Source organism: Rhizobium sp. AAP116 (assembly GCF_001295785.1).
Lineage (GTDB): Bacteria > Pseudomonadota > Alphaproteobacteria > Rhizobiales > Rhizobiaceae > Allorhizobium.
The window spans coordinates 77,642-96,554 of sequence record NZ_LJIB01000016.1; the positions used below are offsets into that span (position 1 = coordinate 77,642).

The following is an 18,913-nucleotide window of genomic DNA, read 5'->3' on the forward strand; positions in this document are numbered from 1 at the left end:
TTGGGGAGGAGTGAAGCATGGCGCGCCTTTCCCGCCTCTTTCTTTCGACAACCGCTATCCTTGCCATCTCGGGCATTTTGCTGCTGAGCGGCGACCGATACGACTGGATGCCGGGGCTTGATCCGACCATCGACCCCTCCGGGATCAAGACTGATGGCAGCCGCGCGCTGGTTCGCACGCTACTGCTTGCGGCCGCTTTGGTTGCATCTGCGATGATGGCCTTGATCACCAACGTGCGAACGAGAGGCGAGCGCCTGCTGCCTCTCGTCTTATCCCTGGCGGCGCTCGCCGCCTATGCCGTCGGCGGCGCATAAGGGTCGAGGATCAGACCACCAGCCGGCGATAGAAGTGCCAGGTCGCATGGCCAAGCACCGGCACGATGATCACGAGCCCGACCATCAGCGTCGCCATCCCGATCGCCAGCAGTCCAGCGACCATCAGGCCCCAGACGGCGACCGGCACCGGATTGGCAAGGCTTGCCCTGACCGACGTCGAAACCGCCGAGGCGGCGCCGCAATCGCGGTCCAGCAACATCGGAAAGGCGACGATGCTGATCACAAGCGCGATCAGCGCAAGAACAAAGCCGAAGCCATTGCTCCAGAACAGGAAGGCCAGGGCATTCGGATGGTCGAGAATGCCGCCCGCGAAGGCAAAGAGGCCCGGCGACGGATAGTCACCGATCAGCGAGAGATAGAGCCCGCGCGACACCACCAGCCAGACCATGAACAGCGTCAGCAGGTAGAGGCTCATCATCAGAAGCGCAGGCAATGATGGCGACTTGAAGAGGCTCAGCACGTCGGACCAGTTGGCAGGCTGGCCGAGTTCGCGGCGACGGCTGATTTCCATGAGCCCGAGCGCCAGAAGCGGGCCGACAAGCGCGAAGCCGGCCAGCAGCGGATAAACCATCGGCAGCAGTTCGACGCCTGAACTCCAACCGATCATGATTGCGCCGGCAATCGGATAAATCAGCGCCACGAAGGCATAGTGGGAAGGCTTTTCGCGAAAATCCTCATAACCTTCACGCAGTGCTGCAAAGACGTCGGACACGGCGATCTGCCGTACCGTAGGCCTGACAATCGTGCCGGTCGCACCGGTCATCACATGAAATGTCGACATTCTCACTTCCTCCTCGAGCAACAGGGTCTGTAAGCTGCAAAGTGAAATGCGTGGGCGGCGTCGGGGCCGGAGCGGTCGCGACAACGCGCCGTAAACAGGGACATCGTATGCTTCAAGAAACATGCGACGCACTTTGTCCTGAGCTAATTAGTGTATCAGCTAACATTTGCCATGTCCTGCGCAACTTGCGCACGAAGGCGTGACAGCCCCGGCAGATCGGCACTGCCGCTGCCGGGGCCGGACCGTCAACGGCAGGTATAGCGGCCCTCGCCGTCGGCGGCTGGATCGGCGCCCGCACGCGTCACGGCAGGATAGGGGCAATAGAGGAAGCGCGTGCCCTCGAGCGAAGCCGCTTCCGTATTGTCTTCCGTTATTCCTGCCGCAACGCCGGAAGGCGCCTTGCCCTGCTCGACCCAGTCGACGAGCGGCGTGAAGAAATCGAAGTCGTTGAAGCTAGGACCACTCGCCCCATGCGGCATTCCCGGGATGCGGTAGAGCTTCACGAAATCCGACGCCCTGCCATCATGGTTGGCATCGAGCTTCTTGTACCAGTCGACCGTATCGACGACCGAGAAAACCGGGTCGGAATTGCCGTGGAAGACGAGCATCTTGTGGCCCGCCTCCCGGAAGGCGTCGAGCCGGGGATTATCGGCACCGGGCGGCACCATGAAGTCCATGGCCGACTCGGTAAAGGTCTCGTCGGCGGCCGCGATCCTCGCACCGTCGCGCGCAACGTCGAAATCGCGCAGGAAAGCGATCAACTCGTCCGGAGTGCCGCCCACTTCCGTCGGCGGTGTCGTGAAGACCTGGGCCAGGGAGGCTGCCCCCATCACCCCGATGATCGGCCTCTTGGCCCAGGGTTCGATCGGGCTCTCGAGCTTCCATGTACGCCAGTTGGACGAGGCTATGCCGGTATCGAAGATCCAGTGCGTATAGAGCGCCCTGCCCTCGGCATCCCTAGGCCCGGCAATGGATGTCTTGAGCGCCTCGATCTGCTCCGTACGAAGGCAGCCAGTATTGGCCCCGCTCGCGCAGGCAAGGGTCTCGATCTTGAATGTCGTTTCGCAAGCGTCGGCATCCGCGACGATGCCGTCCGGAACACCGTCGAGACTGTCGCAGGCGGCCAGCACGCCATCCGCCACGGTCTTGAGGTCATCGCGACTGAAAGCCTTTGCAATATCGGGATCGACGGTCGACCAGGCCTGGATGTCGAGCGCGTGCTGGATCGCCGCCTTCGGAAGGTTGAAACCGGGATAACCGACCAGCAATCCGTCGAAGACCTCGGGCATCCGCTCCGCCGCCATCATGCCGTGCCGACCGCCATTGGAGCTGCCAATCCCATAGCGATAGGCGATCGGCTTGCCGTAATGCTTCTCGACGATCTGCTCGGCGATCGGCTGCAGGGTCGCGACGGCGCCGTAGCCATAGTCACGGCGCGCCTGCGGATCAAAGCCGAAGGCCGCTCCGCCGGCCAGACCCCGGTCCGGATTGGCCTTGCCGTCATGACCGGCATCGCTCGAAACAACGGCGTAACCCCGCGCAAGCGCCGTGTCACTCTTGCGACCTCCGAGAAGCGGACCAAGCGCCGGAACGACAGCGCCGTCATTCCCGCCATTGAACTGGTGAACGAAACGCTCGTTCCATTCGACCGGCAGCCGCAACTCGAAGCGGATCGCATAGGTCTTGCCATCGATCCCCTGCCTGTCGGGCGTCTTGCCCCTGATCAGGCAATGGGCGACGGAAACCTCCTCACTCGGAAGCGTTTCGACAGCCTCGGTGATTGTTACGTCGGCGGGCGTGTTCTCTGTTTTGGCGAGGTCGGCGCAAGCGATAGCAGCGCGCGCGGCAGACGGATCAAGGCCGAGCAGCAGCAGTGCCGCCGCCGTCAAATGGACGTGCTTCATGAAATTCCTCCCGATAACTGCCCCGATCGATCTCCTCCCGATCCGGGCACGATGTGATCGTAACACCGCCCACAAGATCGAACTAGTATGTGTTGCGTATTATTTTTATCGAGCCTTCGAGGAGGCACAATCTTGACGGCGACCATGCGGGACAGCAGATAGGGGCCATGAAAGTTTCAGACGCAGAAATCCTGATCGTTCCCGGCTACACCAATTCCGGCCCCGACCACTGGCAAACCCGGTGGGAGGGCAAGCTATCGACGGCGCGGCGCGTGGAACAGGCGGAATGGTCAAAGCCCGTGCGCGAAGACTGGGTCGCCCGCGTGGCCGAAGAGGTCAACGCGGCCACCAAGCCGGTCGTACTCGTCGGGCATTCGCTTGGCGTGCCCGCGATCGTGCATGCGATCCCGGAGATGAAGAACAAGGTCGCCGGCGCCTTTCTCGTCGCCGCGCCCGACGTTTCCAATCCCGAGATCCGGCCCAAGCACCTGATGACTTTCGGGCCATATCCGCGCCTGACCCTGCCCTTTCCATCGCTCCTGATCGCGAGCCGGAATGATCCCTTCGGCGAATATGCCCATGCAGAGGATATCGCCAATGCCTGGGGCTCGTTCCTGATCGATGCAGGCGAATCGGGTCACATCAACGCCGAATCCGGGCACGGACCATGGCCGGAAGGCACGATGGTCTTCGCGCAGTTCATCGGCCGCCTGCAGGCCTGAGTTCGAGAGCAAGCGTCCAATCCGAAGAGATGCAAACGTTGGGTTAATCCTGGCATCTTCAGGACCAGTTTAAGCCCTTCTTAAGCGGGTACTCATAGACTCCTTGCAATCATGTGAAGCGAGGAGCCTGATTTTGCGCCCACACGCGGCCTCTCCCTCTACTCCCGGCGCGGATGGTATCGACATCGCCTGCCTTCCCTTCCCGGCGGCCTGGCTCGATCCCGACGGCATTATCCGGACGATGAACAAGGCTCTGGGCGCGGCCCTCGGGGAGGCCCTTGCGCCCGGCGACAATCTCGTCAGACACCTGCAGGGCGCCGACGCCGCCAAATTGCTGCTGGCCCTTGGCCGGCGAATGGACGGGGCTCCGTCGACACTGGAAATTTCGACGCCGGGCGGCGACGCACGACATTTCATCGTCACGCTGGCAAGCCAAGCCTCAGCAGACTCCAGGGTCGGTTCCGTGCTGCTCCAGATGACGGACGTGACAGCCCTTCGCCGACAGTTGCATGAGGTGCAAGAGCGCGAAAGCCGCTGGAACCACGCGCTGGTCGGCTCGATCTTAGGTGTCTGGGATCAACGCAGTTCGGGCGAACTCTATTACTCCGACGTCTGGCGCAAGATCCGGGGACTGGGACCGAACGACACTTTCCCGCCAACGATGGAGGAATGGCTGGAACTCGTCCATCCTCAGGATCGTGAGCGCGTCGTGCATTGCATCGAACGGCAAAACGCGGGCGACCCGGATTACAGCGTCTTCCAGTACCGGGAACTCCATCGGGACGGTCACTATGTCTGGATCGAGTGCCGTGGCGCCTGCGTAGAGCGCGACGAAAACGACAAGCCCGCCCGCATCATCGGCACCGACACCGACATCAGCGCCCGCAAGCAGCAGGAAGAATGGCTGGAGGGGCTCTCCCGCCGCCTGAAGCTCGCAATCGACATCTCGGGTATCGGCATCTTCGAAACGGATTTCGACGCCGGCACCAGCGAATGGGACGAAGGGATGCGCCGCATCTTCGAGGTCGAAAACGATTGCGAAGTCCAGATCGGCGGTTTCTGGGAGAGCAAGCTTCATCCGGAAGACCGTGCCCGGACGCTGGCTTGCGTCGCGACAAAGATTGCCGAACTGAAACCGTTCACTGACAATTACCGGATCATCGCCCGGGACGGCAGCACACGCTATATCCGCTCAAACAGCCTCCCCTTCATGGACCACGACGGCCGGCTGAAGATGATCGGCGTGAACTGGGACGTGACCGAGGATCAGCGCCTCAGACAGGAACTCGAGCAGCAGAAGATGCTCGCCGAAGCACGCAATGCGGAGCTTGAGCGGACAAGACTGGAGGCCGAGCAGTCGGCCCTGCACGACTACCTGACGGGCTTGCCGAACCGACGCTACCTCGAGGAAAAGCTCGAAGAATGGCGCGCCGGCAAGGGCGCGCTCGGATCCGGCATCGCGATCCTGCACATCGACCTCGACCGCTTCAAGCAGATCAACGACACGCTCGGTCACGGCGCCGGCGACGCCATGCTGATGCTGGCGGCCCGCATCCTGCGCGAAAACATCCGGATCACCGACTTTGCCGCGCGAATCGGGGGAGACGAGTTCGTCGTTCTCCTCGACCACGACGGCGCAACACCCACTCTCATCGCCATCGCCAACCGCATCATAGCCCAGATGCGGCAACCGGCCTGGTACAATGGCCAGGAATGCCGATTTGGCGCAAGCATCGGTATCGCGCATACCCTGACCCGCGACATCGACCCGAAGCAATTGCTGCAGAATGCAGATATTGCGCTCTACAAGGCAAAAAATCTCGGTCGCAACCGCTACGAATTCTATGTCCAGGCAAGCCGAACCTTGATCGCCGATACCAACCGTCTCTCCAGCGAACTGCTGCGGGCGCTGGAGAACGATGAGATCTTCCCCCACTACCAGCTGCAGTTCGACGCTCGCACGCGGGCCGTTGCCGGGGCGGAGTGCCTCGCACGCTGGCGCCACCCAACCCGTGGCATCCTCGGCCCCGACAAGTTCCTTCCGATTGCTGAAGAGTATGGCATCCTCGCCCAGATCGACGGCCTGATCCTTGAAAAGGCGCTTCGCGACCTGGACGCGTGGCGCCAGGAGGGCATCGCTCCGCCGAAGATCTCCGTGAACGTCTCCGCCCGCCGGCTGACGGACCCCGACCTGGCACGTGGCCTCGCCGATCTCGACATCAAGCCGGGCACGGTGTCGTTCGAACTTCTGGAGAGCGTCTTCCTCGACCGTCAGGACTCTGCCGTCATGAGCAACCTCGACATGCTGCGACGCCTGGCGATCGACATCGAGATCGACGATTTCGGCACCGGACATGCATCGATCGTCGGGCTTTTGAACCTCAAACCGACCACACTGAAGATAGACCGGCAACTGATCGAGGACGTGCCCGACAGCCAGGAGCAGCGCATCCTGGTCAAGTCTATCATCCAGATCGCCCGCTCGCTCGGCATCAAGGTGACGGCCGAAGGGGTGGAGACCGAGGAGCATGCCCGCATCCTCGCCCGGCTCGGCTGTGATATCCTGCAGGGCTACGGCCTTGCCTGGCCGGCCAGCTTCAGTGATGTCTCCGAACGGCTCAGAAACAGAAAATCCGCCCAAGGCTGAGCCCGGGCGGATTGTCGTTGCAGTCGCGGATCGTTTGATCAGCTGTTCTGGATCTGGTCGATGGCCTGACCGAGGAACTCGACCATTTTCGTGCGCAGCTCTTCGTCGGTGATCGACACGCCACCGGCCGTCAGATCACCCATGACCTTGCGGATCACGTCCTCGTCGCCAGCCTCTTCGAAATCGGCAGCGATGACTTCCTTCGCATAGGCGTCCGGGTCGGTCTTGCCGAGCAGGCCGGCGGCCCACAGACCCACCAGCTTGTTGCGGCGGGCTTCCGCCTTGAAGCGAAGCTCCTGGTCGTGTGCGAACTTGTTTTCGAAGGCCTTTTCGCGATCACTGATGCCGCTCATATCGATCTCCCATTTTGTGCCGCCATCGTGCGGTTTCGTTTCCCCATTAATCAAAAGGGAGTACAAAGTGCAATGCAAACTTCCGCGAGTCCGGATGAGTCGTTGGCAGCGCGACGTTTTGGCAGGAAGGGGTGATCTGCGCATTGTGAAAACGAAGGTTTTCCGTTAAGGGACCGCTTCAAAGACCGATCCACTGCATCCGCGCCAGGCGCGCCGGGATGCCAACAATAGAGAAAACCACCCATGAACCGTCGCCGCCGCGTTTACGAGGGCAAGGCAAAGATCCTCTATGAAGGTCCCGAGCCCGGCACGCTGATCCAGTTCTTCAAGGACGATGCAACGGCATTCAACAAGAAGAAGCATGAAGTCATCGACGGGAAAGGCGTTCTGAACAACCGCATCTCCGAATACGTCTTCACGCATCTGAACAAGATTGGCATCCCGACCCATTTCATTCGCCGCATGAACATGCGCGAGCAGCTGATCAAGGAAGTCGAGATCATCCCGCTCGAGATCGTCGTGCGCAATGTCGCCGCCGGCTCGCTGTCGACCCGCCTCGGCATCGAGGAAGGCATCGTGCTGCCGCGCTCGATCATCGAGTTCTATTACAAGTCGGACGCGCTCGGTGACCCCATGGTCTCCGAGGAACACATCACGGCATTTGGCTGGGCGAACCCTGCAGAGCTCGACGACATCATGGCGCTCGCCATCCGCGTCAACGACTTCCTCTCAGGCCTCTTCCTCGGCATCGGCATCCAGCTCGTCGACTTCAAGATCGAATGCGGCCGCCTCTATGAAGGCGACATGATGCGCATCATCCTGGCCGATGAAATCTCGCCGGACAGCTGCCGTCTGTGGGACATCGAGACCCGCGAGAAGCTCGACAAGGACCGCTTCCGCCAAGATCTGGGTGGGCTGCTTGAAGCCTATCAGGAAGTCGCCCGTCGTCTCGGCATCATGAATGAAAACGAACCGGTGCGCGGCACTGGCCCGGTTCTCGTCAAGTAAGCTTTGGAGAAGAGATCAGTGATCAAGGCACGCGTCACCGTAACCCTGAAAAACGGCGTACTTGACCCTCAGGGCAAGGCCATCGAAGGCGCGCTCGGCGCGCTCGGCTTTGACGGCGTTGGCCAGATCCGCCAGGGCAAGGTCTTCGATCTCGAGCTTGCAGGCGAAGACAAGGCCAAGGCAGAAAGCGACCTGCAGGCGATGTGCGAGAAGCTCCTCGCCAACACGGTCATCGAGAACTATACTATCTCCATCGCCTGAGGGTTGTAGGAGATGCGCGATGGCTGACGTCACCAGCGAATTGATGTTTGAGCTTCTGAGGCGGATTCATGCCGATGGTGCGGACATAAAGCTGGGGCAGCGGGAGTTGCGCGCCGAGATGAATGCGATACGGGGTGCACTCGTTTCCGTGCATCAGGACATCCACAACATCCACACGACGCTTGCTCGCCAGGAGACGCGTCTCGATCGGATCGAAAATCGCCTGGAACTGCGGGAGTTCCAGGAAGCCCAGATAAGGTTTGAGCCACAGCCATGAAATCAGCCGTCGTCCAGCTCCCAGGCCTCAACCGTGACCGCGACATGATCGCAGCACTCACCAAGATATCCGGCCATGCGCCGGTGACGATCTGGCAGACCGAGACCGAGATCCCGGATGTCGACCTGATCGTGATCCCCGGCGGCTTCTCCTACGGCGACTATCTGCGCTGCGGCGCGATCGCCGCCCGCATGCCTGTCATGCAGGCGATTAAGGAAAAGGCAGAACAGGGCGTCAAGGTCATCGGCGTCTGCAACGGCTTCCAGATCCTCGTCGAAGCAGGCATGCTGCCGGGCGCACTGATGCGCAACACCTCGCTGAAGTTCGTCTGCAAGGAAATCAAGCTCGAGGTCGTCAACGCCGATACCGACTTTACCCGCGCCTATGCCAAGGGCCAGATCATTCGCTGCCCGGTCGCACACCACGACGGCAACTATTTCGCGGACGCAGAGACGCTGAAGACGATCGAGGGCAATGGCCAGGTCGTCTTCCGCTATGCCGACGGCACCAATCCGAACGGCTCGATGAACGACATTGCCGGCGTGATCAACGCGAAGGGCAACGTGCTCGGCATGATGCCGCATCCGGAAAACCTGATCGAAGCTGCCCACGGCGGCAACGATGGCCGCGGCATCTTCGCCTCGGCGCTGGACGTCATCGCGGCCTGAAGTAAGCTTCGCTTAACCACGGACGTTTAAGGGAAGACGGCCATCAGCCGAAAGATCGCCCATGCGCCGCCTCGCCTTCTCCGCCATTCTCGTTGCAGCAGCCGGCCTTTCCGCCTGCAAGCCGGAGGCACCGCGCCCGCCGGCAGCCGGTCAATCGGCACTCGACATCATGGAAAAAGTCGCTGTCGCTGCGAACCGCTGCTGGTTCAAGTCCGGAGACGCCGCGTTCAAGACCTACCAGCTCTCTCCTGAACTCAGCTCTTTCTCCGGTCGTCCACGGATCCTACTTGTGCGCAAGGGATCACGCGACGACCGCCCCGTGCTGGTGGTTCAGGCGGAAGGAAAGCCCCCTCGCCTTGACGCATTCGGCCCACTCCTGAACGAGGATGTCGCGCCGCGGATTCGCCAGGACGTCGTTCGATGGGCCAACGGCAGGAATGACTGCTGATCACATGGGCGGCTGAAAACACCGATCGATCAAAAGCAGCCGCGACTTCTTGATTTCCCGCTCGGCCATATCAGGCGACACTCCGACATCGCGCAATTGCTCTTCCGTCAATTGCGAAAGCTGCACACGCGTCTTCCGCACCCGCCACCACAGCTTGAGCATTCGGGCAAGACTGCTCAATGGCGACGACGCCTCGTTGCGGATCGGCAAAGCGATCTTTTGACGGGAGTCGCTCGACGGCATTGTATCTATTGTCACCATGGCGGCAAATCCTGGTTTTTCTCTTCTAGGAATTCTCTATGAATTGACTGGAAGAGGGTGACAATCTATAGAATTGTCCTCATGACAAATTGGCTCCCCTCACTCGATACCGGCACTGGTCCGCTTTACATACGCATTGCGGATGATGCGGAAAGCGCCATAAAATCAGGCACCCTCCCCCATGGAGCGAAGCTGCCGCCGCAGCGCGATCTCGCCTATGATGTTGGGGTGACAATAGGGACAATCTCGCGCGCCTACGCTTTGCTTCGAGAGCGCGGACTGGTGACCGGCGAGGTTGGCCGCGGCACCTATGTCCAGGCGAGCAGCGGCGGCAACGAGCTTTCGGCCCGCGACCCGGTGACGATCAATTATGGGGGCACCCGCGCGATGGTTCCGCCGCCGGGCAAACTGCGCTTCGACACCACGGCGGCGATAGACGTCGGTCAGGCCGAGACGGTCGGACGGATCATGGCAGAGATCGCAACAGCCCATCCGGGCGAGATTTCGAGCTATACCCGCACACTCTCTCCCGATTGGCTGGAGGCCGGTCGGCAATGGCTCGCTTCGGGTGGCTGGCAGCCGGAGGCCGAGCAGGTCCTGCCGCAGCTTGGCGTGCATGCCGGCATCAACGCCGTTGTCGCCGCAGTCAGCGGCGCCGGCGACCGGATCGTCTGCGAGCACCTCACCTATTCGCAGGTGTCGCGCAGCGCCAACCTCATGGGACGCCAGATCGCGCTGGTCGATTCGGATCAGGACGGCATCATGCCGGAGGATTTCGAAAGGGTCTGCGCCCGCGAACACCCCAAGGCAGCCTTCATCATGTCGTCGGGCCAGAACCCGACGCTCGCCTGCCTGCCGCTCTCCCGCCGTAAGGACATCGTCGAAATCGCCCGCAAGTACAATGTCTGGCTGATCGAGGATTATCTCTATGGTGGCATGATCGCAGACGGGATCCCACTTCTGGCGGAACTGGCGCCGGACCGGACCTTCCTGCTCAACGGCTTGTCCAAATGCGTGGCGGCGGGCGTGCGCGGCGGCTGGGTCGCCTGCCCGCCCCATATGAGCCAGCGCGTGCGCGTCACCCAAAAGATGGTGAGCGGCGGCCTGCCCTTCCTTCTCGCCGAACTCTCCGCCCGGCTGGTGCTGTCAGGCGCTGCCGGCGAAATCAGGAGCAAGGTTCTGACGGAAATCGGCGCGCGCGAAGCAGTCGTCCGCGAGCTTTTTGCCGGCAAGGATTTCCGCTCCCATCCGCGCCTGCCCTTCTTCTGGCTGAAGCTTCCCGAACCCTGGATGTCCGGCACATTCAAGCAGGCCGTGCTCGATGCCGATGTTCTGATCGACGATGAGGACGAGTTCAAGCCAGCCCGCTCTTCGCGGGTGTATCACCATGTTCGCGTCGGCTTCAGCGAGGGCCGGGATCGCGCCATATCGATCGAAGGCCTCAAGACGGTCCGCCGCATCCTCGACCAGTCGCCGCTTGGCACCAGCGCCATCGTCTGATCCATAGGGAAAGCTCCAGACGTAAGGCGCCGAAACCGGCAGGAAAGGCTTGATTGCGCGCATTTTTCAAGTGCGCCGGGCGCAGGCTTGGGTTATAGCCTGCCTCGAAACCGATCTCCCACCGATCTCCCGTTGCCCTGAGAGCCAGATGACCGTTTCCAACTCCCGTCCCATCACCGCAGAATTGATCGCAAGCCACGGCCTGAAGCCGGACGAATACGATCGCATCCTGAACCTGATCGGACGCGAGCCGACCTTCACCGAACTCGGCATCTTCTCGGCGATGTGGAACGAGCACTGCTCGTACAAGTCTTCCAAGAAGTGGCTGAAGACGCTGCCGACCAAGGGGCCGCGCGTCATCCAGGGCCCTGGCGAAAACGCGGGTGTCGTCGACATCGATGACGGCGACGTCGTGGTCTTCAAGATGGAGAGCCACAACCATCCGTCCTACATCGAGCCCTATCAGGGCGCGGCAACAGGCGTCGGCGGCATCCTGCGCGACGTCTTCACGATGGGCGCCCGTCCGGTCGCCGCCATGAACGCCCTGCGCTTCGGCGCGCCTGATCATCCGAAGACCAAACATCTGGTGGCCGGCGTCGTGGCCGGTGTCGGCGGTTACGGCAACTCCTTCGGCGTGCCCACCGTTGGCGGTGAAGTCGAGTTCGACGCCCGCTACAACGGCAACATCCTGGTCAACGCCTTTGCGGCTGGCCTTGCCAAGGCCGATGGTATCTTCCTGTCGGAAGCCAAGGGCGTCGGCCTGCCGGTGGTCTATCTCGGTGCAAAGACCGGCCGCGACGGCGTCGGTGGTGCGACCATGGCGTCGGCGGAATTCGACGAATCGATCGAAGAGAAGCGCCCGACCGTGCAGGTCGGCGACCCCTTCACCGAGAAGTGCCTGCTCGAAGCCTGCCTTGAGCTGATGAAGACTGGCGCCGTCATCGCCATCCAGGACATGGGTGCGGCCGGCCTGACCTGCTCGGCTGTCGAAATGGGCGCCAAGGGCGACCTCGGCATCGAGCTGCATCTCGACAAGGTGCCGGTGCGCGAAGAGCGCATGACGGCCTATGAAATGATGCTGTCGGAAAGCCAGGAGCGCATGCTCATGGTACTCGAACCCTCCAAGGAAGAAGTCGCCAAGGCGATCTTCGTCAAATGGGGCCTCGATTTCGCGATCGTCGGCTACACCACCGACGACCTGCGCTTCCGCGTTCTGCACCAGGGCGAGGAAGTCGCAAACCTGCCGATCAAGGAACTGGGCGACGAAGCCCCGGAATACGACCGTCCGTGGATCGAGCCGAAGACGCCTGCCCCGCTTGCCGAAAACGACATCCCGGCCGGCGACGTCGCAGACGCCCTGCTGAAGCTCGTCGGCTCCGCCAACAACTCCTCGCGTCGCTGGGTCTACGAACAGTATGACACGCTGATCCAGGGCAATTCGCTTCAGCTTCCGGGCGGCGATGCCGGCGTCATCCGCGTCGAAGGTCACGCCTCCAAGGCGCTCGCCTTCTCGTCTGACGTTACCCCGCGTTACGTCGAGGCGGATCCTTTCGAAGGCGGCAAGCAGGCGGTTGCCGAATGCTGGCGCAACATCACTGCGACCGGTGCCCTCCCGCTCGCCGCGACCGACAACCTGAACTTCGGCAATCCCGAACGCCCGGAGATCATGGGTCAGCTGGTATTTGCCATCAAGGGCATTGGCGAGGCCTGCCTCGCCCTCGACTTCCCGATCGTCTCGGGCAATGTCTCGCTTTACAACGAGACCAACGGCCAGGGCATCCTGCCGACCCCGACCATTGCCGGCGTTGGCCTGATGAAGGACTGGAAGAAGATGGCCCGCATCCGCTTTGCCGCTCAGGGCGAGGCGATCCTGCTGGCCGGCGCTCCGTCCGGCTGGGGCTCGCATCTCGGCCAGTCCGTCTATCTACGCGACATCCATGGCCGCACCGATGGCCCCGCCCCGCATGTCGATCTCGCGCATGAAAAGAAGGTCGGCGATTTCGTCCGTAGCCTGATCCAGGACGGTCTCGCAACCGCCGTACACGACTGCTCTTCGGGCGGCCTTGGCCTGGCCGTAGCCGAAATGGCCATGGCCTCCGGCATCGGTGCGCATATCAACGCCTTGAACGATGCGAACCCGATCGCCGTCTTCTATGGCGAAGACCAGGGCCGCTATGTCCTGACAGTCACCGAAGCCAATGTCGATCAGGTTCAGGTCCGCGCCGAAGCCGCAGGCGTCTTCTGCCCCTGGATCGGCCGCACTGGCGGTTCGAACGTCGTGCTCGGCGATGCCAAGCCTGTCGCGGTCGAGGACCTCAAGACTGCCCACGAAGCCTGGTTCCCGGCGCTTATGGACGGCGAACTGGCCTGAAGCCTGCGATCACATGCCTGTGGAGCATGGGGTAGGCGCTGCCTGCCCCATTGAATCGCTTCTGCGAATGCACGATAGTTCTCGCATAGCTGATTTGCATGAGGGATCCATTACATGCCGATGAAACCAGGCGACATCGAAGACATGATCAAGGCCGGCATTCCGGGAGCCAAGGTCGTTATCCGTGACCTCGCGGGAGACGGCGATCACTATGCCGCCGAGGTCGTCGCCGAAGCCTTCCGGGGCAAGAGCCGCGTCCAGCAGCACCAGATGGTCTACGACGCCTTGAAGGGCAATATGGGCGGTGTGCTGCATGCGCTGGCATTGCAGACGAGCATCCCTGATTGATTTAAGCCGACCCGATCGAGACACTGCCAAAGGCCTGCCCTATCAGTGGCGGGCCTTTTTATATTGCGAAGGCTTCGAGTTTCGGGGGCTTTGCCGATTCCAGCGCTTCGAAAGAACGCGCCGGCAACGGTCCCGCCGTCATCAGCGTGAAGTCGAAACCGCTCGACTGATCCGGTCCCAGCACATATTGCCGGTGCATTCTCAAGAAGTCGCGGCGGTTCTTCTGATAGCGCTCCGCAGAGAGCGCATGCTTGAAGCGGATAAAGACAAGCTTGGGCTGCGGCGCGTTTGAATGTCCCGACAGCGCAACGGTGTGGCATTTATAGAGATGGATCGGGTCCGTGAGACACTGGATATCGAACCAGTCGACGGATGGATGGCGCGCGAGCGCGCCGATCCGTTGCCTGAGGACGGACGCAGACGACAGAAGGCTGCACTGCAGGGCGGCACCGCCCAGGGTAACGAAGACGAGCCGTCGCCCTTGGAGCGCGCCTGGAGACCTTTCGAGAAGCCGGGCCACGACGGAAATGGCGAAATTCGCACCCATGCTATGGGATGTAACAAGAATTTCATCGGCTGGGCCTTCCAAGGCAGAAGCCGCCTCGTCTGCTGCCCGTTCGATGAAGGCATCGATCTCTCGGCGATTTTCCGCGACCGCCACGGCGAGGCGCCAGTCTGCGAGCAGATGCAGGACGTGGTACCGGTCCGAAAACGGAATGACCCCGTGGCGGAAGACGAGATAGCCGGCAGGAAGTGCCAGCAGGAACCACCAGGCGGAGAGCTCGAAGGTTGAGGGAATGGCCGCGATGTTCACCGCAAGCGCGAGGCCCGCGGCCACGAACAGGAAGGGGAAAAGAAAGAACAGACCAAAGCGCCAGGCGTTGCGAAAATAGCGCCAGGCACCGCCCTGCCGCACCACGTCAAAGCCCGCCTTGAAGCCTTTCGCAATCTGCATCCAGAGCGGCTCTGACCGCATGGCAGAAATCAGGGCATTATGGTCGAAAACATGGATCTGCGACCGGACCGCATAACTGTCCCCATGGGCATTCACCGCGAAATGCGCACCCTGCCCGTCAACCAAGAGGTCACCGACCTCAAACCGCGCCGGCCAGACGGCCGAGGCTTGCGCTGCAGAACGCTTGTAGCGCTGACGATGGGCTTCGGCGTCGAGGGGTTCGAAGCCCGGAAAATGCAGCACGATGCGGCTTTGGATCATTGAGACGGTCACTTGATAGACGGCTCGCCGCCGCAGGTGGCGCTTGCTAGACGAGAATTGCGCTGATTTAAAGAGCAGAGGGAACAAAAACCCTCTGAATTCGAGGGCGTGGGGGAGGAAAGATGGCGGATCTGATCGGCAACATCGTCAAGGACGTCGTAGAGGGCGTGCTGAAGGAGATACTCAAGAAGTCGACCCGCAAGGGCACCACGCGCAGGCGCAAGCGCCAGACCCGCTCCGCGACCACGGGCCGTTATGTCCGCAAGACGACGAAACGTGTCAAAGCCCCTCCCCGCAAACAAGTGAGCCGTCGCCGCACGGCTGCCAAGCGTAGCCGCCAGCGCAGCCGTTAATTCCGGCGCTGTCGCAAAGTCGCCACTGGCAAAAGTAAAACCGTGTTGCTATTTCTACGACAGATCGAAGCTGCCGCCTTGAACGGCATGTGAAAAGGAAGAATGCTATGAGCGCCCACGAATTCATCGACAACGAAGTCAAGACCAACGATGTCGTCCTGTTCATGAAGGGCAGCCCGCAGTTTCCGCAGTGTGGTTTCTCCGGTCAGGTGGTTCAGATTCTTGACTACCTCGGCGTGGACTACAAGGGCGTGAACGTGCTGGCCGACATGGAAATCCGCGAAGGAATCAAGCAGTATTCCAACTGGCCGACGATCCCGCAGCTCTACATCAAGGGTGAGTTTGTCGGCGGTTGTGACATCGTCCGCGAGATGTTCCAGGCGGGCGAACTGCAGAAGCATTTCGAAGATCAGGGCATCGCCGTCCGCGGCGCTGCCTGACAACATCAGCCGCAAGGCTTCAAAAAATCTCCAGGCATGAAGGCGTTGTCCCAAGCAACGCCTTCATGCCGTTCTAAGGTCATTATTCATGTCAGATTCATTACAGTCCCCTCCCAAGACACTTGGGGGAATGGGACGTGCCGAATTCATCGCGCTGATGGCATTCCTCATGGCGCTCAACGCGCTTGCGATCGACATCATGCTGCCGGGTCTCCAGGAAATTGGCGCGGCTCTGAATGTCGAAAATGAAAACCATCGCCAGTATGTCGTTTCCGCCTACCTGATCGGCTTCGGCTTCGCCCAGCTCTTTTACGGCCCGATCGCCGACCGCTTCGGGCGGCGCATTCCGATGATCGTCGGCCTGGCGATCTACGTCGTGTCGTCGCTTGCCGTCGTCTTTGTTCCCTCCTTCGAATCACTGCTGATCCTGCGCTTCATCCAGGGCATCGGCTCGGCTGCAACCCGCGTCATCACGGTCTCGATTGTCCGTGACGTTTTCGGTGGCCGCCAGATGGCGGAAGTCATGTCGCTGATCATGATGGTCTTCATGGTCATTCCGGTCGTCGCTCCCGGCACAGGTCAGGTGATCATGCTGTTCGGCGACTGGCACTGGATCTTCGTCTTCATGGCGGTAATCGCGGTGATCGTCGGCGTGTGGATGTATGTCCGCCTGCCGGAGACGCTGGCGCCCGCAGATGTCCGTCCCTTCACCGTGAAGGTGATCTTCGACGGCTTCCGCATCGTCCTCACCGACCGTGTGGCGCTGTGTTACACCATCGCCAGCACCTTCATCTTCGGCGCGCTGTTCGGTTTCATCAATTCCGCCCAACAGGTCTATGTCGGCATTTATGGTCTGGGCGTCTGGTTCCCGGTCGCCTTCGCGGCAGTGGCCCTGTTCATGGCACTGTCGTCCTTCGTCAATGCCAAGCTGGTCGGCCGCTTCGGGATGCGCAAGCTCTCGCATGGCTCGCTGCTCGGCTTCATCGCGATCAACCTGATCTGGCTGGTGGTGCAGGTACTCGGCCCCCAGCCGATGCCCTTCTTCCTGTTCATTACCTTCTTCTCGCTGGCGATGTTCCAGTTCGGCTGGATCGGTTCGAACTTCAACTCGCTGGCCATGGAGCCCCTCGGCCATGTCGCGGGCACCGCGTCGTCGGTTCTAGGCTTCATGGGCACGATCGGCGGCTCGATCATCGGCGCGGCCATTGGCCAGGCTTTCGATGGCACCGCACTGCCGATGGTCACAGGCTTCTTCGTGGTCTCGGTGATCGGTCTGATCTTCGTGCTGATCGGCGAGAAGGGTCGGCTGTTCCAGGCCCACAACAAGCCGGTCTGATCCAAGACACTCCTCAGAAAAGCGAAAGGCCCGGTCATCGCCGGGCCTTTTTCCTGATCAGTCGACGGTGAAGATGCGTTCGCGCAACTCCTGCCAGGCGTCGGCATCGGAGGCCACGAGCAGTCCGCCCGACGTATGATGCGGCAGGTAGGGCGAACCATCGAAGCGCGCGACATGGGCGCCCGCCTCCTGCATCATCAGCGCGCCGGCGAGGTGGTCCCAGGGCATCAGCTTGTTGTACATGGCAAAATCCATATGCCCCTGGCCGAGCAGCCGGTATTCATGGGCGGCACAGCGATAGCTGGTGAAGAGACGGACCTCTGCGAGATTGGACAGGATCTTTCGGCGAGTCTCGATATCGAAGAAACCGGTATTGGCGATCCCGATCATCTGTTCGAGCGGGCCGCTGGGCCGCACCTGCATCTGCTCCTGGCTGCCATCTGGCCGATAGATCCAGGCACCCGATCCCTTCTCTACCAGCGCCCAGTCGTTACCGATCGGGTCGTAGATGACGCCGCCGATGGTTTCGCCCTTGGACACCACGGCGAGGATCATGCCGAACAGTGTTAGCCCCGATGCGAAGTTGAAGGTCCCGTCGATCGGATCGACCACGACGGCAAGCTCGGCGCCCTTCAGTCGATCGAGAAGCGCCGGATCGGCCGCGACCGATTCCTCGCCGACGAACAGGGCATCAGGCATGATAGCCTCGATCCCCTTGCGGATGACACGCTCGGCAGCCTCGTCCGCTTCTGTCACCAGGTCGATCGCTTCGGTCTTCATCCTGACATCACCGTCGCCGAGATTGCGGAAGCGCGGCAGGATCTCTTCGACGGCAGCCTCCTGCAGGAGATTTGCAAGGGCGGCGATATCGATGGTCGCGGTCATGAGTGGCCTTTCTGATCCGTGAAAGAGAGGCGCGAAATCTGGCGCCGTCCGGGGTGCGCCCGTTCTAGCCTGCCGACAAGGGCGAAGTACAGGGCCGATGGCCCGGCATGTCGGTTGTCAGGCTCGTTAAATCATGCATGAATCCGAAAGCACTCCATTTTCGAGGATGTCCTTCAGACATGATTTCCAGGCGCACCCTCCTCTCCCACGCATCCCTTTTTCTTGCAGCCTCCGTCCTGCCCGCCGAAGCCGCAAAGCCCCGAAAGCCGCAGCAGCCGAATGGCCAGGTTTACCTGTTTCGCGGATTTGCCGATATTTTCTCGACGGGTCTGAATACCCTGGGGCAGCAGCTGAAGGCGGATGGCGTCAACGCGCAGGTGATGTCTCTCCCGAATGCTCAGACCTTTGCACGCAGGATTGCCGATCGCTACCGCGCCTCGAAGGGTGCCCGCCCGATAGTCCTGGTCGGGCATTCGCTCGGGGCCGACATGACCTTTTCAGTTGCACGCGCCTTGCAGCCAATGAAGATCCCGGTCGCTCTGATCCTGAGCTTCGATCCGACCGGCAAGGGGCCTGTGCCCGCCAACGTCAAGAAGACGCTGAACTTCTACACCGGCGGCGAAAACCTCTGGTCACCCGTCCTGCCCGCGCCCGGCTTCAAGGGCGAACTCGCCAACATCAACCTGCGCCAGGGCGAAACGGCGATCAGTGGCATCGGCCATTTCAACATCGACAAGAACCCGAAGCTGCACGAGCGGTCGATCAAGGAAATCAAGCAGGCGCTTCGTCGTCGCTGAGG

General features: G+C 61.4%; 21 protein-coding genes. 15 read left to right on the forward strand and 6 right to left on the reverse strand.

Annotated features, from left to right (window positions below):
- Positions 1-17: 17 nt before the first annotated feature.
- The gene (locus IP85_RS11095; protein ID WP_054149739.1) at positions 18-314 is read left to right on the forward strand and encodes a hypothetical protein; all 297 of its coding nucleotides are present in this window, start codon (positions 18-20) and stop codon (positions 312-314) included.
- Between the two features lie 10 nt (positions 315-324).
- Here the strand turns inward: IP85_RS11095 and IP85_RS11100 are convergent, their stop codons facing one another.
- Both IP85_RS11100 and IP85_RS11105 read right to left on the reverse strand, forming a co-directional pair.
- Entirely contained in the window at positions 325-1,116 is a 792-nt protein-coding gene (locus IP85_RS11100) for a DUF2189 domain-containing protein (RefSeq protein ID WP_054149740.1), read from the reverse strand.
- Positions 1,117-1,361: 245 nt separating this feature from the next.
- Positions 1,362-3,020, reverse strand: coding sequence for a tannase/feruloyl esterase family alpha/beta hydrolase (locus IP85_RS11105; protein ID WP_054149741.1), 1,659 nt, complete (start codon positions 3,018-3,020; stop codon positions 1,362-1,364).
- A 167-nt stretch (positions 3,021-3,187) separates the two neighbouring features.
- Between IP85_RS11105 and IP85_RS11110 the strand changes: the two genes are divergently transcribed.
- Both IP85_RS11110 and IP85_RS11115 read left to right on the forward strand, forming a co-directional pair.
- Complete coding sequence (locus IP85_RS11110) at positions 3,188-3,742, forward strand: alpha/beta hydrolase (protein ID WP_054149742.1); 555 nt, start codon at positions 3,188-3,190, stop codon at positions 3,740-3,742.
- A gap of 133 nt (positions 3,743-3,875) precedes the next feature.
- Entirely contained in the window at positions 3,876-6,389 is a 2,514-nt protein-coding gene (locus IP85_RS11115) for an EAL domain-containing protein (protein ID WP_054149743.1), read from the forward strand.
- A gap of 38 nt (positions 6,390-6,427) precedes the next feature.
- On the opposite strand, the gene IP85_RS11120 is transcribed toward IP85_RS11115, so the two are convergent.
- Entirely contained in the window at positions 6,428-6,742 is a 315-nt protein-coding gene (locus IP85_RS11120; protein WP_054149744.1) for a DUF1476 domain-containing protein, read from the reverse strand.
- 243 nt (positions 6,743-6,985) lie between these two features.
- On the opposite strand from IP85_RS11120, the gene purC reads away from it, so the two are divergent.
- The 5 genes from purC (at position 6,986) to IP85_RS11145 (ending at position 9,404) form a co-directional block, all read left to right on the forward strand.
- Positions 6,986-7,750, forward strand: coding sequence for a phosphoribosylaminoimidazolesuccinocarboxamide synthase (gene purC / locus IP85_RS11125; protein ID WP_054149745.1), 765 nt, complete (start codon positions 6,986-6,988; stop codon positions 7,748-7,750).
- Positions 7,751-7,768: 18 nt separating this feature from the next.
- Positions 7,769-8,011, forward strand: coding sequence for a phosphoribosylformylglycinamidine synthase subunit PurS (gene purS / locus IP85_RS11130; protein WP_054149746.1), 243 nt, complete (start codon positions 7,769-7,771; stop codon positions 8,009-8,011).
- Between the two features lie 19 nt (positions 8,012-8,030).
- Complete coding sequence (locus IP85_RS11135; RefSeq protein WP_054149747.1) at positions 8,031-8,288, forward strand: hypothetical protein; 258 nt, start codon at positions 8,031-8,033, stop codon at positions 8,286-8,288.
- Entirely contained in the window at positions 8,285-8,956 is a 672-nt protein-coding gene (gene purQ, locus IP85_RS11140) for a phosphoribosylformylglycinamidine synthase subunit PurQ (protein ID WP_054149748.1), read from the forward strand. Before IP85_RS11135 ends, purQ begins: the two co-directional genes overlap by 4 nt.
- 61 nt (positions 8,957-9,017) lie before the next feature.
- Positions 9,018-9,404, forward strand: coding sequence for a hypothetical protein (locus tag IP85_RS11145; RefSeq protein ID WP_054149749.1), 387 nt, complete (start codon positions 9,018-9,020; stop codon positions 9,402-9,404).
- Here the strand turns inward: IP85_RS11145 and IP85_RS11150 are convergent, their stop codons facing one another.
- On the reverse strand, positions 9,405-9,665 hold the full coding sequence (locus IP85_RS11150) for a DUF1127 domain-containing protein (protein WP_054149750.1): 261 nt from the start codon (positions 9,663-9,665) through the stop codon (positions 9,405-9,407).
- Positions 9,666-9,746: 81 nt separating this feature from the next.
- On the opposite strand from IP85_RS11150, the gene IP85_RS11155 reads away from it, so the two are divergent.
- The 3 genes from IP85_RS11155 to IP85_RS11165 all read left to right on the forward strand — a co-directional run bounded on the left by IP85_RS11155 (position 9,747) and on the right by IP85_RS11165 (position 13,884).
- On the forward strand, positions 9,747-11,165 hold the full coding sequence (locus IP85_RS11155) for a PLP-dependent aminotransferase family protein (RefSeq protein WP_054149751.1): 1,419 nt from the start codon (positions 9,747-9,749) through the stop codon (positions 11,163-11,165).
- Between the two features lie 148 nt (positions 11,166-11,313).
- Positions 11,314-13,536 (forward strand): phosphoribosylformylglycinamidine synthase subunit PurL, encoded by a 2,223-nt coding sequence (purL, locus tag IP85_RS11160; protein WP_054149752.1) that lies wholly within the window; start codon positions 11,314-11,316, stop codon positions 13,534-13,536.
- Between the two features lie 114 nt (positions 13,537-13,650).
- Positions 13,651-13,884, forward strand: coding sequence for a BolA family transcriptional regulator (locus IP85_RS11165; protein WP_054149753.1), 234 nt, complete (start codon positions 13,651-13,653; stop codon positions 13,882-13,884).
- A gap of 58 nt (positions 13,885-13,942) precedes the next feature.
- On the opposite strand, the gene IP85_RS11170 is transcribed toward IP85_RS11165, so the two are convergent.
- Positions 13,943-15,100: a hypothetical protein gene (locus IP85_RS11170; RefSeq protein ID WP_054149754.1), complete on the reverse strand. Its 1,158-nt coding sequence runs from the start codon at positions 15,098-15,100 to the stop codon at positions 13,943-13,945.
- A 122-nt stretch (positions 15,101-15,222) separates the two neighbouring features.
- Between IP85_RS11170 and IP85_RS11175 the strand changes: the two genes are divergently transcribed.
- The 3 genes from IP85_RS11175 to IP85_RS11185 all read left to right on the forward strand — a co-directional run bounded on the left by IP85_RS11175 (position 15,223) and on the right by IP85_RS11185 (position 17,229).
- On the forward strand, positions 15,223-15,453 hold the full coding sequence (locus IP85_RS11175) for a hypothetical protein (RefSeq protein WP_054149755.1): 231 nt from the start codon (positions 15,223-15,225) through the stop codon (positions 15,451-15,453).
- Between the two features lie 107 nt (positions 15,454-15,560).
- Positions 15,561-15,893 (forward strand): Grx4 family monothiol glutaredoxin, encoded by a 333-nt coding sequence (grxD, locus tag IP85_RS11180; RefSeq protein WP_054149756.1) that lies wholly within the window; start codon positions 15,561-15,563, stop codon positions 15,891-15,893.
- A gap of 130 nt (positions 15,894-16,023) precedes the next feature.
- The gene (locus tag IP85_RS11185; protein WP_054149757.1) at positions 16,024-17,229 is read left to right on the forward strand and encodes a multidrug effflux MFS transporter; all 1,206 of its coding nucleotides are present in this window, start codon (positions 16,024-16,026) and stop codon (positions 17,227-17,229) included.
- 57 nt (positions 17,230-17,286) lie between these two features.
- Here the strand turns inward: IP85_RS11185 and IP85_RS11190 are convergent, their stop codons facing one another.
- Positions 17,287-18,114, reverse strand: coding sequence for an inositol monophosphatase family protein (locus IP85_RS11190; protein ID WP_054149758.1), 828 nt, complete (start codon positions 18,112-18,114; stop codon positions 17,287-17,289).
- A gap of 179 nt (positions 18,115-18,293) precedes the next feature.
- Here IP85_RS11190 and IP85_RS11195 point away from each other — a divergent pair, with 179 nt between their 5' ends.
- Entirely contained in the window at positions 18,294-18,911 is a 618-nt protein-coding gene (locus tag IP85_RS11195; protein WP_054149759.1) for a thioesterase domain-containing protein, read from the forward strand.
- Positions 18,912-18,913 lie beyond the last annotated feature (2 nt).

Excerpts from the sequence above, each read along its gene's own strand:
- IP85_RS11100 (WP_054149740.1), bottom strand. The coding sequence starts at position 1,116 with ATGTCGACATTTCATGTGATGACCGGTGCGACCGGCACGATTGTCAGG.
- purL (WP_054149752.1), top strand. The coding sequence starts at position 11,314 with ATGACCGTTTCCAACTCCCGTCCCATCACCGCAGAATTGATCGCAAGC.
- IP85_RS11150 (WP_054149750.1), bottom strand. The coding sequence starts at position 9,665 with ATGGTGACAATAGATACAATGCCGTCGAGCGACTCCCGTCAAAAGATC.
- IP85_RS11165 (WP_054149753.1), top strand. The coding sequence starts at position 13,651 with ATGCCGATGAAACCAGGCGACATCGAAGACATGATCAAGGCCGGCATT.
- IP85_RS11145 (WP_054149749.1), top strand. The coding sequence starts at position 9,018 with ATGCGCCGCCTCGCCTTCTCCGCCATTCTCGTTGCAGCAGCCGGCCTT.
- purC (WP_054149745.1), top strand. The coding sequence starts at position 6,986 with ATGAACCGTCGCCGCCGCGTTTACGAGGGCAAGGCAAAGATCCTCTAT.
- IP85_RS11095 (WP_054149739.1), top strand. The coding sequence starts at position 18 with ATGGCGCGCCTTTCCCGCCTCTTTCTTTCGACAACCGCTATCCTTGCC.
- IP85_RS11170 (WP_054149754.1), bottom strand. The coding sequence starts at position 15,100 with ATGATCCAAAGCCGCATCGTGCTGCATTTTCCGGGCTTCGAACCCCTC.
- IP85_RS11120 (WP_054149744.1), bottom strand. The coding sequence starts at position 6,742 with ATGAGCGGCATCAGTGATCGCGAAAAGGCCTTCGAAAACAAGTTCGCA.
- IP85_RS11190 (WP_054149758.1), bottom strand. The coding sequence starts at position 18,114 with ATGACCGCGACCATCGATATCGCCGCCCTTGCAAATCTCCTGCAGGAG.
- grxD (WP_054149756.1), top strand. The coding sequence starts at position 15,561 with ATGAGCGCCCACGAATTCATCGACAACGAAGTCAAGACCAACGATGTC.
- IP85_RS11155 (WP_054149751.1), top strand. The coding sequence starts at position 9,747 with ATGACAAATTGGCTCCCCTCACTCGATACCGGCACTGGTCCGCTTTAC.
- IP85_RS11185 (WP_054149757.1), top strand. The coding sequence starts at position 16,024 with ATGGGACGTGCCGAATTCATCGCGCTGATGGCATTCCTCATGGCGCTC.
- IP85_RS11195 (WP_054149759.1), top strand. The coding sequence starts at position 18,294 with ATGATTTCCAGGCGCACCCTCCTCTCCCACGCATCCCTTTTTCTTGCA.
- purQ (WP_054149748.1), top strand. The coding sequence starts at position 8,285 with ATGAAATCAGCCGTCGTCCAGCTCCCAGGCCTCAACCGTGACCGCGAC.
- IP85_RS11175 (WP_054149755.1), top strand. The coding sequence starts at position 15,223 with ATGGCGGATCTGATCGGCAACATCGTCAAGGACGTCGTAGAGGGCGTG.
- IP85_RS11105 (WP_054149741.1), bottom strand. The coding sequence starts at position 3,020 with ATGAAGCACGTCCATTTGACGGCGGCGGCACTGCTGCTGCTCGGCCTT.
- IP85_RS11110 (WP_054149742.1), top strand. The coding sequence starts at position 3,188 with ATGAAAGTTTCAGACGCAGAAATCCTGATCGTTCCCGGCTACACCAAT.
- IP85_RS11135 (WP_054149747.1), top strand. The coding sequence starts at position 8,031 with ATGGCTGACGTCACCAGCGAATTGATGTTTGAGCTTCTGAGGCGGATT.